This is a genomic window from Pantoea sp. GM_Pan_4 (assembly GCF_026541005.1).
Taxonomy (GTDB): Bacteria; Pseudomonadota; Gammaproteobacteria; order Enterobacterales; family Enterobacteriaceae; genus Pantoea; species Pantoea dispersa.
On record NZ_JALNUZ010000001.1, the window covers coordinates 634,028 to 645,953 of the forward strand.

The 11,926-nt window shown below is 57.7% G+C and carries 18 protein-coding genes; 11 read left to right on the top strand and 7 right to left on the bottom strand.

Annotated elements, in window-relative coordinates; genetic code table 11:
- Positions 1-102 precede the first annotated feature (102 nt).
- The gene (locus OXR61_RS03080; protein WP_021506354.1) at positions 103-2,199 is read left to right on the top strand and encodes a TonB-dependent siderophore receptor; all 2,097 of its coding nucleotides are present in this window, start codon (positions 103-105) and stop codon (positions 2,197-2,199) included.
- Between the two features lie 62 nt (positions 2,200-2,261).
- On the opposite strand, the gene OXR61_RS03085 is transcribed toward OXR61_RS03080, so the two are convergent.
- The gene (locus OXR61_RS03085) at positions 2,262-2,510 is read right to left on the bottom strand and encodes a GlsB/YeaQ/YmgE family stress response membrane protein (RefSeq protein WP_021506355.1); all 249 of its coding nucleotides are present in this window, start codon (positions 2,508-2,510) and stop codon (positions 2,262-2,264) included.
- A gap of 184 nt (positions 2,511-2,694) precedes the next feature.
- On the opposite strand from OXR61_RS03085, the gene OXR61_RS03090 reads away from it, so the two are divergent.
- The gene (locus OXR61_RS03090) at positions 2,695-3,429 is read left to right on the top strand and encodes a flagellar brake protein (RefSeq protein ID WP_021506356.1); all 735 of its coding nucleotides are present in this window, start codon (positions 2,695-2,697) and stop codon (positions 3,427-3,429) included.
- Between the two features lie 89 nt (positions 3,430-3,518).
- Positions 3,519-4,646, top strand: a complete 1,128-nt coding sequence (locus OXR61_RS03095; protein WP_088517699.1) for a mechanosensitive ion channel family protein — start codon at positions 3,519-3,521, stop codon at positions 4,644-4,646.
- 15 nt (positions 4,647-4,661) lie between these two features.
- Here the strand turns inward: OXR61_RS03095 and emtA are convergent, their stop codons facing one another.
- Positions 4,662-5,291, bottom strand: coding sequence for a membrane-bound lytic murein transglycosylase EmtA (gene emtA / locus OXR61_RS03100; RefSeq protein WP_072208977.1), 630 nt, complete (start codon positions 5,289-5,291; stop codon positions 4,662-4,664).
- A gap of 163 nt (positions 5,292-5,454) precedes the next feature.
- Between emtA and ldcA the strand changes: the two genes are divergently transcribed.
- Together ldcA and OXR61_RS03110 are read left to right on the top strand one after the other, a co-directional pair.
- Positions 5,455-6,378, top strand: coding sequence for a muramoyltetrapeptide carboxypeptidase (gene ldcA / locus OXR61_RS03105; RefSeq protein WP_058776494.1), 924 nt, complete (start codon positions 5,455-5,457; stop codon positions 6,376-6,378).
- Between the two features lie 23 nt (positions 6,379-6,401).
- Positions 6,402-7,064, top strand: a complete 663-nt coding sequence (locus tag OXR61_RS03110) for an MBL fold metallo-hydrolase (protein WP_260641332.1) — start codon at positions 6,402-6,404, stop codon at positions 7,062-7,064.
- Here OXR61_RS03110 and OXR61_RS03115 read toward each other — a convergent pair whose 3' ends face one another.
- Together OXR61_RS03115 and OXR61_RS03120 are read right to left on the bottom strand one after the other, a co-directional pair.
- A complete protein-coding gene (locus tag OXR61_RS03115) occupies positions 7,065-7,478 on the bottom strand; it encodes a GNAT family N-acetyltransferase (RefSeq protein WP_058757613.1) in 414 nt (137 codons plus the stop codon). It lies immediately after the preceding gene.
- A gap of 21 nt (positions 7,479-7,499) precedes the next feature.
- Positions 7,500-7,883, bottom strand: a complete 384-nt coding sequence (locus OXR61_RS03120; protein WP_058757612.1) for a hypothetical protein — start codon at positions 7,881-7,883, stop codon at positions 7,500-7,502.
- Positions 7,884-8,101: 218 nt separating this feature from the next.
- On the opposite strand from OXR61_RS03120, the gene OXR61_RS03125 reads away from it, so the two are divergent.
- Positions 8,102-8,458, top strand: a complete 357-nt coding sequence (locus tag OXR61_RS03125; RefSeq protein WP_010617204.1) for a DUF4186 domain-containing protein — start codon at positions 8,102-8,104, stop codon at positions 8,456-8,458.
- Positions 8,459-8,476: 18 nt separating this feature from the next.
- Here OXR61_RS03125 and OXR61_RS03130 read toward each other — a convergent pair whose 3' ends face one another.
- Positions 8,477-8,656, bottom strand: a complete 180-nt coding sequence (locus OXR61_RS03130; RefSeq protein ID WP_031279245.1) for a hypothetical protein — start codon at positions 8,654-8,656, stop codon at positions 8,477-8,479.
- 203 nt (positions 8,657-8,859) lie between these two features.
- Here OXR61_RS03130 and OXR61_RS03135 point away from each other — a divergent pair, with 203 nt between their 5' ends.
- Together OXR61_RS03135 and OXR61_RS03140 are read left to right on the top strand one after the other, a co-directional pair.
- The gene (locus tag OXR61_RS03135; RefSeq protein WP_267410740.1) at positions 8,860-9,189 is read left to right on the top strand and encodes a hypothetical protein; all 330 of its coding nucleotides are present in this window, start codon (positions 8,860-8,862) and stop codon (positions 9,187-9,189) included.
- A gap of 61 nt (positions 9,190-9,250) precedes the next feature.
- Positions 9,251-9,799, top strand: a complete 549-nt coding sequence (locus OXR61_RS03140; protein ID WP_058757703.1) for a hypothetical protein — start codon at positions 9,251-9,253, stop codon at positions 9,797-9,799.
- A 24-nt stretch (positions 9,800-9,823) separates the two neighbouring features.
- Here the strand turns inward: OXR61_RS03140 and OXR61_RS03145 are convergent, their stop codons facing one another.
- Positions 9,824-10,030 carry a DUF2767 family protein gene (locus OXR61_RS03145; RefSeq protein WP_021506367.1) on the bottom strand — a complete coding sequence of 69 codons (207 nt, stop codon included), beginning with the start codon at positions 10,028-10,030 and terminating at the stop codon, positions 9,824-9,826.
- Between the two features lie 180 nt (positions 10,031-10,210).
- Here OXR61_RS03145 and OXR61_RS03150 point away from each other — a divergent pair, with 180 nt between their 5' ends.
- Entirely contained in the window at positions 10,211-10,459 is a 249-nt protein-coding gene (locus OXR61_RS03150; RefSeq protein ID WP_021506368.1) for a DUF883 family protein, read from the top strand.
- 332 nt (positions 10,460-10,791) lie between these two features.
- On the opposite strand, the gene OXR61_RS03155 is transcribed toward OXR61_RS03150, so the two are convergent.
- Entirely contained in the window at positions 10,792-10,989 is a 198-nt protein-coding gene (locus tag OXR61_RS03155; RefSeq protein ID WP_021506369.1) for a DUF6404 family protein, read from the bottom strand.
- Positions 10,990-11,257: 268 nt separating this feature from the next.
- On the opposite strand from OXR61_RS03155, the gene OXR61_RS03160 reads away from it, so the two are divergent.
- Both OXR61_RS03160 and OXR61_RS03165 read left to right on the top strand, forming a co-directional pair.
- Positions 11,258-11,440 carry a type II toxin-antitoxin system HicA family toxin gene (locus OXR61_RS03160; RefSeq protein ID WP_058757609.1) on the top strand — a complete coding sequence of 61 codons (183 nt, stop codon included), beginning with the start codon at positions 11,258-11,260 and terminating at the stop codon, positions 11,438-11,440.
- A 39-nt stretch (positions 11,441-11,479) separates the two neighbouring features.
- Positions 11,480-11,872, top strand: a complete 393-nt coding sequence (locus OXR61_RS03165) for a type II toxin-antitoxin system HicB family antitoxin (RefSeq protein ID WP_267411252.1) — start codon at positions 11,480-11,482, stop codon at positions 11,870-11,872.
- Positions 11,873-11,926: the final 54 nt, after the last annotated feature.

An 11,926-nucleotide genomic window follows, 5' to 3' on the forward strand; every position in this document is an offset into this window, starting at 1 on the left:
TACTAAAAGATAATAATTCTCAATCTTAAAATGACTCTTTTTCTCATCGTTAGCCGCCGCGCTGGTGTGGTGCGGCTTTTGTTCTCTGCCAAAGGAATCATTATGACCGCGCTTTACCCCCTCAACCGTGGCCGGCTGCTGTGCGCGCTGGCGCTGGCGTTTCCGGCACTCGGCGTTGCCGAACCCTCTCTGGTGGTCACCGCACAGCCGCAGGAGAGCGCCACCTCGCCCACGACGGGCTATCTCGCCACCCGCAGCGGCGCCACGAAAAGCGATCGTCCACTCGTCACCACGCCGCAGTCCATTTCCGTGGTGACGCGTCAGCAGATTGACGATCAGGCCGCGCAGGATCTGAACCAGGCGCTGGGCTATACCCCGGGGGTTTTCACCAACTTTAGTGGCGCGGCCACGCGTTACGACACCATTTCGCTGCGCGGTTTCCACGGCGGTGACGTCGACAACACCTTCCTTGACGGTCTGCGCGTGATGAGCGACGGCGGCAGCTTCAACATCCTGCAGGTGGATAACTGGTTCCTTGACCGCATCGACGTAATTAAAGGCCCCTCTTCTGCCCTTTATGGTCAGACGGTGCCAGGCGGGCTGGTGAACATGGTCACGAAGCGGCCGCAGTTTGCTTCACAGGGCCATTTACGCTTCGCCACCGGCAGCAATGCCAGTAACAGCGCCGCCTTTGATTACACCGACGCGATTAACGATCAATGGGCGTACCGCCTGACCGGCATCACGCGCAACAGCGATACCCAGTACGACCACACGCGCGAAGAGAAATACGCGCTGTCACCCCAGCTGCTGTGGCAGCCGGATGAAGACACCAGCCTGCTGCTGCGTGCTTATCTGGAAAAGGATCCCTCAGGCGGCTATCATGGCTCGGTGCCGGCGGAAGGCACGCTGTACAGCCACAATGGCCGCTGGCTGAGCGACGGTTTTTATGAGGGCGACAGCGCGCTGGATCAGTTCAAACGTCATGAGCAGATTTACGGCTACGACTTCTCGCACCGTTTCGATGAGGTATGGTCGGTGCACAGCACCGGCAGCTACAGCCATTCCAACGTGGCGCTTGATCAGGTGTACCAGATTGGCTGGAACAGCGACAATCCGGACCTGCTCAACCGCTACTACTCCGGTGAGCGCTCTTCGCTCAGCGCATGGGCGACCGATAACCAGCTGCAGGCGGAGTTTGCCAGCGGTGCGCTGCAGCATCGCGTCACGCTCGGCGCGGAGTATCACCGCTATAAAAATGATTTGAGCGACGCCAGCGGCGCTGCCTCACCGCTGAATGCCTGGAACGGCGAGGCCATCGGCAGCCAGCCGGATTACCTCTGGACAGCGCAGACGCGCCGCTACTATCAGAGCGGCCTCTATCTGCAGGATGAGATGGCGTGGCAGCGCTGGCATCTGGATCTGTCTGGTCGCTATGACCGCATCGTGTCAGAGAATGGCAATAGTCGTCGTCAGGACGATCACGTCAGCGGCCGCGCCGCGCTGCTGTACGCCTTTGATAATGGCGTGTCGCCGTACGTCAGCTGGAGCCAGGCGATTACCCCGGCTTCGCTGACCGATCCCGACGGGAATCAGCTAAAACCGACCACCTCAGAACAGTATGAAGCCGGGGTGAAATACCAGCCGAACGGCACGCGCGATCTCTACAGCGTGGCCCTGTACGATCTGACGCAGAACGATGTGGCCAACCGTAACGTGCAGGACGGCACCTACACCCCGTCCGGCAAAGTGCATGCACAGGGCATTGAACTGGAGGCGCGCAGCCAGCTGAGCGAACGGTTCAGCACCGTCGCCGGTTATACGCTCAACCATCTGCGCTTTAAGGATTCCGTGGACGGCAACGATGGCCATACGCCGTACGTCACGCCAAATAGCATGGCGTCGCTGTGGGGGCATTATCAGTTTGATTACGGCCTGAGCGCGGGTGCCGGGGTGCGCTATATTGGCCGCCAGTGGGCCGATAACGAAAACACCACCCGTTTGCCGTCGGTGACCCTGTTTGACGCCTCACTGCGCGCCGATCTGGGCGCGTGGCAGTCGAGCCTGAAAGGTGCCTGGCTGCAGCTGAATGCCCGCAATCTGACGGATAAAAAGTATCTGGCAGCCTGCTACGGCACCGGTTACTGCTATCGCGGCGCGGAGCGGACGCTGACCGCCACAATCGGCTACGATTTCTGACGACATAAAAAAATCCGCAGCCCCGGACGGGACTGCGGATCTTGTTGAATCGTGATTTGGCGTCAGCTGCGGACTTTACGGTAGATCCACAGCACCACAATGGCACCGATCACCGCGACCACAAAGCTGCCAAAGTTGAAGCCGTCAACCCGGCCAAAGCCGAACAGGGTACTGATCCAGCCGCCCACCACCGCACCGACAATCCCGAGTACCACGGTCAAAATAAATCCGCCGCCATCTTTACCTGGCATGATCCATTTAGCGATAATCCCGGCAATCAGACCAAAAATAATCCATGAAAGAATACCCATTTGCTGCTCCTTACGTTATGAATCAAGGTGTTCATCGCGCTAAGTATAGCCGGGAATTTTTTCTCTGCTACATCAACATCATGATGAATTCGTTCACGCCGGCTAAAGCTTTTACCGCCCCGGTCGATAACCGACGAAGAGCAGTGGCACTCGTAAAATAGCAATCGGACAGGTGGAGCAGGACGTGAAAGACGCCGATAAAGAACAATATCTCAAGCGCGGTACGCTGGCGGTGTTGAACGTGATGAAGGATTTGTTGCGTTATCAAACCCTGCTGATGGTCAATTTCTCCCGTGGTCAGTTCATCAGCCGGTTGCTGGCCGCGGATGAAGATCGGGTGGTTTTTGATCTTGGCAGCAACGCGCTGGACAATGATTTGGCACTGCAGGGTGGCGAAGTGAATATTGCGGCCGAAACCCACGGTGCCAAAGTGGAGTTTGGGCTGCAGGGATTAACCCGCATCGATTATGACGGCCTGCCCGCCTTTGCCGCCGCGCTGCCCGACCTGGTGTGGCAGATTCAGCGCCGGGAATTCTTTCGCGTCAACGCGCCGCTCGAACCGGTATTTTATTGCCACAGCCAGTGGCCGGACGGCAGCACCGCGCGCTTTCGCCTGCAGGATCTGTCGCTCGGCGGCGTCGGCGTGCTGCTGGATGAGGCGCTGCCGGAAGGTCTTAACCGTGGCGATACCTTCAAAAAGCTGCGCGTTGAGCTGGGCGAGTATGGCCAGTTCGAAGTGACCGCACAGCTGCTGCACATCGGCGAGCGCAGCACCGTGACCAGCAAGAACGAAACCCGCATCACGCCGCGACTCAGCTTCCGTTTTACCGCCATCGAACCGGTGCAGGAGCGTCAGCTGCAGCAGGTGATTTTTGCGCTGGAACGGCTGGCGCGCGACAAGGCCAATCGCTTCCAGTAAACCGCCGGCGTCCCGCGCGACGCCAGCGTAGTCTATGCTTTCTCCTTGCACATTCTTTTCACCGGCTCCCAGCAAGGAGATTCTCCCCAATGGAAAACTGGCTTTCTGCCCATCGTTTACAACTTATCTTTCTCAATCAAAACTTCTGGATTAATAGCGCCATCATTGTGTTCGGCACGCTGATTGTTTACTGGCTGCTGCGCACCGTCATTCGTTTTGTCTCTAACCGTATCGCCCACTACAGCGAACAGCGCCACGTGCGCTTCACCGGCATTCTGGTGGAGATTCTGCGCAGCACCAGTCAGCTGCTGCTGCTGATCTTCTCGCTGCTGATCACGCTGAAATTTGTCGACCTGCCGGACAGCTGGAGCGTCGCCATCGCCCACGGCTGGTTCCTGGCGCTGATTCTGCAGCTCACGCTGTGGATTGACGGCGGCATTCGCCTGTGGCTGCACTCGTTGCTGCGCGATCCGCTGCACGTGCGCAATCCGGTCACCACGGTGATCCTCGGTATTCTGCTGCGCGTCGTGGTGTGGGTAATGATGCTGCTGGCGATCCTCTCCAATATGGGGATCAATATCACCGCGCTGGTGGCCAGCCTCGGCGTCGGCGGTATCGCCATCGCGCTGGCGATTCAGACGGTGCTGAGCGATGTGTTCGCTTCGCTGGCGATTGGCTTCGATAAGCCCTTTGAGCACGGCGACTTTATTGTGTTCGGCGACATCGCTGGCTCCATTGAGCACATTGGCCTGAAAACCACCCGGCTGCGCAGTCTCGGCGGCGAACAGATTGTCTGCTCCAACACTATTCTGCTGCAGCAAACCATCCACAACTACAAACGCATGCAGCAGCGACGCATCGTGTTTAAGTTCGGGATTAATTACGGCACGCCGGCGGAGAAAGTGCGGCAGATTGGCGGCATGGTGCAACGCATCATTGAAGGCGTGCCGGACACGCGTTTTGATCGCGCCCATTTCCTGTCGTTTGACGAATCGCAGCTGACGTTTGAGGTGGTCTATTTCGTGCTGAGCGCCGATTACAACAAATACATGGACATTCAGCAGGAGATTAACCTGCAACTGATGGCGCAGCTGGAGCAGAAACAGATTCGTTTCGCCTTCCCGATGCGCCGCGTGGAGTTCACCGGCGGCGTGCTGCCGCGCATTAACCTCAGCGATGCCTCAAATGAGGCTGCGGCAGAGCGCGCACAGCACTGAGTCCCGCCAGCGGCATTAGCCGATGGTGCGATAGGCGGTGGTGACTTTCCACAGGTAGCGCGGCGCCTGGGCGGCCGGATGCTTGTTCTGCACGTGCTGGTAGAACTCATCCGGCGTCATGGCGTTGATCATTGCAATGGCGCGATCGCGGTCGCGCGAGAAGGTACGTAGCAGCGCGCCGGCACCGTTGGCATAGGAAACAATGGTGGCATAGCGCAGCGTCAGCGGATCGCGAATGCCCGCCAGGGCGGAATCCTGCAGAATCCGGATATAGGCCGCGCCGATATCAATATTTTTCGCCGGGTCGCGCAGTTCGGAGTTACTCGGCTGGCCGTGGCGTCCCTGTGCGCGATACACCTCGCGTCCGGCGGTGGCGGCTTTGATCTGCATCAGCCCGACCGCGTTAGAACGGCTTACCACGGTTGGGTTGCCCCCGGATTCGACACTAATAATGGCGCTGATCAGCTTCTCATCAACGCCATAATGACTGGCGGCATCTTCGGTAAACAGTGACCATGCATCATTCACTTTCGACGGCGGCGCCTGGGTTAATGGCGTATTCTTCTCCGGCGTCACCGGTTTTTCCGGCTCGCTGGCACAGCCAGCCAGCAGCAAAGCAGACAGCATAAGTAGTCGAATTTTCAATGATTTTCGGTTCCGCTATAAGATTGGCGCAAGCTATCATAACCATGACGGTAAAAGGTAAAATTACCGTTTATCCTAAATACGTAAAAAACCTTGTGCTACCGTGACTTCGGTAACGCATTTCGTCATCATCGGCAGGCCAACAGACAGCAGGATGGAAGTTATGCTCGCCCCTCGTTCAATACGCCTCATCGCCCCTTCCGGTTATTGCCACAATCAGGACGCCGCCCGGCGCGCGGTGGAGCGCCTGCAGGCGGAGGGCCATCAACTGCAAAACCCGGAAGCCATTACGCGCCGCTGGCAGCGTTTTGCCGGTGATGACGCGCAGCGCCTGCAGGATGTGAATGCGCTGGCGTCGCTGGCGTCGCTGCCGGATATCGTACTGGCGGTGCGCGGCGGCTATGGTGCCTCTCGCCTGCTCGATCACCTCGACTATGTGGCGCTGCAGCGTCGCCTGCTTAATCAGCCTGTCGCGTTGTGCGGCCACAGTGATTTCACCGCTATTCAGCTGGCGCTGCTGGCGCAAACCGGGCTGATCACCTTCAGCGGACCGATGCTGGCCGGCAATTTTGGCGCGGAGGCTTTATCTGAATTTACCGTCAGCCACTTTTGGCAGGCGCTAACATCTCCTACAGTCAATCTGGCGTGGCACAGCGCCAGTCCGGATCGCGGCCGCTGGCAGGGCACGCTGTGGGGCGGCAATCTGGCGATGATCTGCTCCCTGATTGGCACGCCGTGGCTGCCGCAGATTGAAGACGGCATTCTGGTGATCGAGGATGTGAATGAGCATCCGTTCCGCATTGAGCGTATGCTGATTCAGCTGCAGCAGAGCGGTATTCTGGCGCGCCAGCGCGCCATTGTCACCGGCAGCTTCACCAGCACCGCCCTGTCCGATTACGACAACGGCTTTGATTTCGCCACGGTGTGGCAGCGGTTGCGTGATGAGTACCAGATTGCGGTGATCAGCGATCTGCCGTTTGGCCATGATGCCGATACCGTGACGCTGCCGCTCGGCGCCAGCGCCACGCTTGAGATTGACCAGGGCGCCGCGCGGTTAGCCTTTACCGGCCATCCGACGTTGCGCTGACGTGTTGCCGCAGGAGACCGCTATTGAAGCCGCTGTACGAAGACTTGTGGATCTCCACGCCGGAATTTCCCGCCGAAGAGACGGCAAATGATTTAATGATGCACGGGTTTATGCTGCGCCATCCGCGCGGCAACCTGTTGATTGGTCGCGTTGAGCAGCTGCTGGATCATGAAGTGCTCGCGGACGCGGGCGGCGTGATTCGCCACTATTTTACCCACTGGCACGAAGCCGCGCCGGGCGCGCGGGCCATTCAGCAGCGCTTCAATAGTGCGCTGTATTGCCACAGCCGATCGCTCGGCCCGGTGAGCCTGGTGATTGAGCCGGACGAAACCTTCATGCATCAGGACGTGCACTTTGGCGACTTTCACCTGCTGCCCACGCCGGGCCACACGCCGGGCAGCTGCAGCTACCTGTATCACTCACCGCTCGGCCAGACCTACCTGTTTGTCGGCGACACCCTGACGCGGGATTACCATCGCTGGATTAGCGTGCTGGTGCCGGACAGTAATCCTGCGGAGCTGCAGCAGTCGCTGGAGCTGTACCGCTCGCTGCGTCCGGATGTGGTGCTGATGAGCACCACGCGCGGGCATCTCTCCTGGGCGAAGGTCGATTTACAGAGCTGGCTGGCCGCGATTGATGAAGCGGAACAGTCGCCGCTGGACCTGCGCCAGCAGCCACTGCTGTGATTACAGAGTCTTGCTCAGATAGTGACGCTGATGTTCGCGCGGGTAGTGATCAAGGCTAAAACGTAGCGTATAGCCAAGCTTTTCATAAAACGGCCGCGCCTGAAAGCTGGCGGTATCCACCTGCGCGTAACGGCAGCCGCGTGCGCGGGCTTCCTGTTCGGCAGCCTGAATCAGCTGGCTGCCGGCGCCCTGCCCGCGTAACCCATCGCTGACCCACAGCATATCAATGCGTAACCAGTTGCCGTAGGTTGAGCCCGTCAGTCCCGCCAGCTTTTTCCCGGCGCCGTCTTTAATGAACACACCGATGGCTTTCATCTCATTGATATCAATAAAGCGGCTGTTGAAGGCGTTCAGGCCGAGGCGCATTTCATCCAGATCCTGATGCGTGACGCTATCCGTAACGCTTAATTGCATGGTCGGCTCCTTTTGGCGGCATTATGAAGAGGGGTGCTGGCGGTCGTCGTAGCGTTCCAGCGACAGAATATCAGCATCGCGTTTTTCCGTGCGGTTGCATGGCAACAGCTTATCGCTGTCGGCGTAGACGAAAAAGGTTTCGCCGCTGTTTTTATTCACGATCAACTGATCGCCATTGCGGAAACGGGTAATGGCGACCTTATCGCCGTCCTGCAGACGCGTGCGCTGCTGCCCGGCGGCAATCTGGAAATGCCGGGTTGGCCACATCAGCGTGCTGAGCCCGTAAGCGGCACGCGATACCGTCATGGTGGGGCGGCCCGGGCAGGTGATCTGGAATTCGCTTTCGCTCCACGCGGGGGCAATCTGGCAGGCCATCAGGAGCGCAGCAAGGGTTATCGCCTTCATGGGTGTTCTCCACTGAGGTTAGATCATGATTTTACAGGAATTTAATTGGCCAGAGGGTAACATACAACCGCCGCCGGTGCGGTAATCTGTGACCGCGGGTCAGCCAGTGCGAGCAGGAAGAACGCCTCCACATCACTGATTTTGTGAGGTTTTATGCGTTCGGGATATCTTTGTAACGAGTTAAGTTAAATGCGCTAAGATCGCGTCAGGAGGATGTTATGCGAGACGAACAGGCATTATTCGCGCGGCTGGCGCAATCGCCGTTTCGCCGCCGCTTCCATTTAGGCGCGAAAGAGCGACAGTACTGTATTGAGAAAGGCCCGGCGGTGATCGACCAACACGCGGCCGATTTTATCCAGCAAAGGCTGGCCGCAGCCGAACCAAAGAATGATGGCAAACAGACGCCAATGCGCGGCCATCCGGTATTTATCGCCCAGCACGCCACGGCAACCTGCTGCCGCGGCTGTCTGGCAAAATGGCATGGCATTGCTGCGCATCAGCCGTTAACGGCAGAGCAGCAGCAATATATGGTGCGGGTGATTCACCGCTGGCTGGTGGGTGAAATAAATGGTTAAGACCGGGATGGGATGGCGCTACTCTGCCGCGACCTGCGCGGCCACCAGCATCAGCGCCAGTCCGGCATCGTCTGGATCGAAACGCTGCATAACTTCATGGATCGCCGTCACGCAGTTCATCACCTGCTGTTTTTTGTCGGCGTCTAACTTATCAATCGCGTGCTGAAGAATCATTAAACTGGCTTCTTCTTCTCTCATGGATTTACCCTTGTTTTGCTTACCTGGTGCGCAACGCTGGCAAGAATAACGTTTATCTGCTAGCAAAGTCACCCCTTTACATGCTTACCGCTTAACGATTAAACAAATGGCAAATGGGCAGTGGCGTCAGACATGCTATGATCGGATCAGTGGCGCGCATCGTCAGGCCAGCATAAATCAGGGAATGCACCAGGAACAGGACCATGTTAAGACTCAGTTTTCTACTCACACTTATCCTGCTGGCTGGCTGCAGCTCCACGCCGAAAGGCATCGATTGCCCCGGCGAGGTCGCAACGCTCTATGGTCAGCCGCTGGGCCACACCGAAGGGCGCATTTTCGATTTAGTGAATTCGTTTTCGGTGGCGCGCGATGGCGTAACGCTGAGCAGCGGCGCACTGCACTCCACCGACCGTTTCCGCTATGTTCCATCTGCCGTGACGCCGGAAGGCTTTTATGCACAGCGGCTGAGCGACAAGCAGTTCCGCCTGATCAACCCGGCGCGTAACACCATGATTACCTGGACGTGTCCATAAGCCGTGCGTGGCGCGCGCAGATGGTTTATTGTCAGCGTTTGTCATGCTGCGGACCTGCATTATGGAAAAGAGTCTGGACAATAACGGTTATATCGATTTCCCCTTTCCGGCCACCCGAGACGCGGATGGCTCGGTCAACCCGTGCGGTTTTGACCTGACGCTGGAAACCGATCGCATTGATGAGATCGCCGCCGGTAAACATTCTGAAAATTTGCGTCGTCTGCTGGAAGAGGTCAATCTGCAGGATGGCCTGTTTATGACGCTGGCCTGTGACTGGCAGCAGCGCGCAGATGGCGTGTGCGGCTTTCTCGATGTGGCGTTCCGCCCCACGCTGGACTGTAGCAGCGAAGAAACACAGAGCCTCGATCAGTTCTTTGAGATGTATCTGCGCCGCCAGGAGCAGCAGCACAGCATGCCGCGTGACGCGCTGGTCAACTATGCGCGCGCGGTGCTGGACTGGAGCTGGTCGCCGCTGCAGCAGCGCCATCGCCGCTATGAGAAGGTCACCATTCGCTATTACTGCCAGCAGGCGGACGATGCCGAATGGTGTTTTGATCATCTGCGCCACTTCCTGGTGAGCTGGTACCCGGCGTATCGCGACCAGCAGTGAGGGCGTCCGCGTGACGCCCTGCTCTTACGGCCGTACCAGACGAATCGCGTGCTCCAGCATACGCTGTTCATCGCGTTCGTCGTGGGCGCGATCGTGGCGCGTACGCTGCAGCAAACGGGCAATCTCCTCCCGTCTGGTTTCATGACCGCACTCGGAAAGGACAATTACCGCATCGCCAATCACCCGGCAAACTTCATCGTAATCGTCTTCATTCAGGATATCGCGTTTCATTTCTCCTCCGTTCAGTGAGCGCTGCGTGAGGTTGGCGCAGCTTAACGTGGTCCTTACCAGGTATGGACAGCAATGCCGATTCCTGCAAACCACTGTTACATCCTGAAAAGCCACCAGGTTGCCGGTCTGCACTTCTCTGTCTACGCTGAAAGAGACATTCACCACTCTCAGGGAGTCAATATGACCGATAAAGCGGAAGCAAAATTGAATGAAGCGGCGGGTGCCGTACAGGAAAAATTTGGCGAGTTCACCGGTTCACGCCGCCATCAGGCACGCGGTGCCGCGCGACGCTATCCGGCGCAGGCCAGTTATGCGGTGCAGGATGCAGCAGACTGCGTGGTGAGATCGGTACGCGACAACCCGGCGACCGGGCTGGCCGTTGCCGCCAGCATCGGCGTGATTGTCGGTTTCCTGCTGGGCCGTAAATAATCCCCGGCGATCGGGGCCCGTGCGGCCCCGATACTCAATGCCGCTGCGGCACGCCGTCCCGTCGTTCCTGAATATGTTCATCCGGCGTCTCGGCGACATCTGCCGTACTGCTGTGCCCGGCAAGGTGGCGCCCATGCTGCCCCGCTATCACCACAGGCCCCACCGGTAATTGTGCACTGGCCGCCAGTGATAGCAGCAAAAAAAACCATCCCGTCAGTAACGTTCTTCCCATCCTGCCCGCCTTACACGCTGATTAGTGAGCGCTCAGCTTGCCGGATGGCATGCAAATTAGCGTCAGCGCGACGCAAAGCTATGTCGGCAGTTGTGAATAATCAGGCCTGTGCGCGCCGCGCTTTATAACGCGCCACCATGGTCATTAATGCCTGATAAATCAAACCGGCATACAGGCTCATGACAATCATCATGCCCGGCGTTTTGCCCTGTGCCTGCCAGGATACAAACCACATGAAAATGCCCCACAGCAGGGAAAAAATCAGCCAGCCTTTTACAAACTTGATCACACCTTGCATAGCACCTCCGGATTGATGAAGGCTGAAGATAGCGGTTCAGCCCGCAAATGGCACGCGCGCCGGTGCCGGGATGTTAACTATTTCAAAGTTTTACGCAAACCACTATCGCAGCGGGAAAAAGCCGTGGAAAACAGCACGCAGAACGCAGCATCAATGGGTGCCTGTCGCGGCCGTCCCGGTTAGTTTGGCCATGACCCGCCGATGTGATGGCAGAGACCGCCTTGCATCAGTGTGTATTGTGTGTATAATTTCACCTACAGGAAGTCCGATGAAGAGCGCGACGCTGATTAAACTGCTGCAAAAGAATGGCTGGAAGCTGGAGCGCATACGCGGCAGTCATCATCAGTTCTCGCACCCGGATTTTGCTCATCTGATCACCGTGCCGCATCCGCAGAAGGATATGAAGACAGGCACGCTGATGCAGATTCTGAAAGACGCCAGGCTGGATTGATCCATGCTGGTTTTATTCCGCTTGCTCAGAGGTGACATGATGCTGTTTCCCGCTTTGGTAGAGATTGACGCTGACGGCTCGGCCAGTGGTTATTTCCCGGATGTCACCGGCTGTTATTTTGCCGGTGATACGCCCGAGCAAACGCTGCAGGATGCGCAATCTGCGCTGCATGCCCACTTTGAACTGATGGCGGAGAAAGGCTTATTGATTCCGGAGCCGGCGCAGCACTGGCAGCGTGAATTTAGCCAGCCCGGCGTGTGGATCTACGTTGATATTGATGTCACCCGCTATCTGGGCAAATCCGAGCGCATCAATATCACTATGCCGCATCTGCTGATTGAGAAGATCGATAAGATGGTCAGTAATAATGCGCGCTACAGCAGCCGCAGCCATTTTCTTGCCGAGGCGGCGCGCAAAGCGCTGGTCTCGTAGCAACACTATTGCGCACGCGTCGCTTATCGTCCGTAGCCGCTTTATGTTTGAATT

Excerpts from the sequence above, each read along its gene's own strand:
- OXR61_RS03080 (WP_021506354.1), top strand. The coding sequence starts at position 103 with ATGACCGCGCTTTACCCCCTCAACCGTGGCCGGCTGCTGTGCGCGCTG.
- OXR61_RS03085 (WP_021506355.1), bottom strand. The coding sequence starts at position 2,510 with ATGGGTATTCTTTCATGGATTATTTTTGGTCTGATTGCCGGGATTATC.
- OXR61_RS03095 (WP_088517699.1), top strand. The coding sequence starts at position 3,519 with ATGGAAAACTGGCTTTCTGCCCATCGTTTACAACTTATCTTTCTCAAT.
- ldcA (WP_058776494.1), top strand. The coding sequence starts at position 5,455 with ATGCTCGCCCCTCGTTCAATACGCCTCATCGCCCCTTCCGGTTATTGC.
- OXR61_RS03115 (WP_058757613.1), bottom strand. The coding sequence starts at position 7,478 with ATGCAATTAAGCGTTACGGATAGCGTCACGCATCAGGATCTGGATGAA.
- OXR61_RS03120 (WP_058757612.1), bottom strand. The coding sequence starts at position 7,883 with ATGAAGGCGATAACCCTTGCTGCGCTCCTGATGGCCTGCCAGATTGCC.
- OXR61_RS03125 (WP_010617204.1), top strand. The coding sequence starts at position 8,102 with ATGCGAGACGAACAGGCATTATTCGCGCGGCTGGCGCAATCGCCGTTT.
- OXR61_RS03130 (WP_031279245.1), bottom strand. The coding sequence starts at position 8,656 with ATGAGAGAAGAAGAAGCCAGTTTAATGATTCTTCAGCACGCGATTGAT.
- OXR61_RS03135 (WP_267410740.1), top strand. The coding sequence starts at position 8,860 with ATGTTAAGACTCAGTTTTCTACTCACACTTATCCTGCTGGCTGGCTGC.
- OXR61_RS03140 (WP_058757703.1), top strand. The coding sequence starts at position 9,251 with ATGGAAAAGAGTCTGGACAATAACGGTTATATCGATTTCCCCTTTCCG.
- OXR61_RS03145 (WP_021506367.1), bottom strand. The coding sequence starts at position 10,030 with ATGAAACGCGATATCCTGAATGAAGACGATTACGATGAAGTTTGCCGG.
- OXR61_RS03150 (WP_021506368.1), top strand. The coding sequence starts at position 10,211 with ATGACCGATAAAGCGGAAGCAAAATTGAATGAAGCGGCGGGTGCCGTA.
- OXR61_RS03155 (WP_021506369.1), bottom strand. The coding sequence starts at position 10,989 with ATGCAAGGTGTGATCAAGTTTGTAAAAGGCTGGCTGATTTTTTCCCTG.
- OXR61_RS03160 (WP_058757609.1), top strand. The coding sequence starts at position 11,258 with ATGAAGAGCGCGACGCTGATTAAACTGCTGCAAAAGAATGGCTGGAAG.
- OXR61_RS03165 (WP_267411252.1), top strand. The coding sequence starts at position 11,480 with ATGCTGTTTCCCGCTTTGGTAGAGATTGACGCTGACGGCTCGGCCAGT.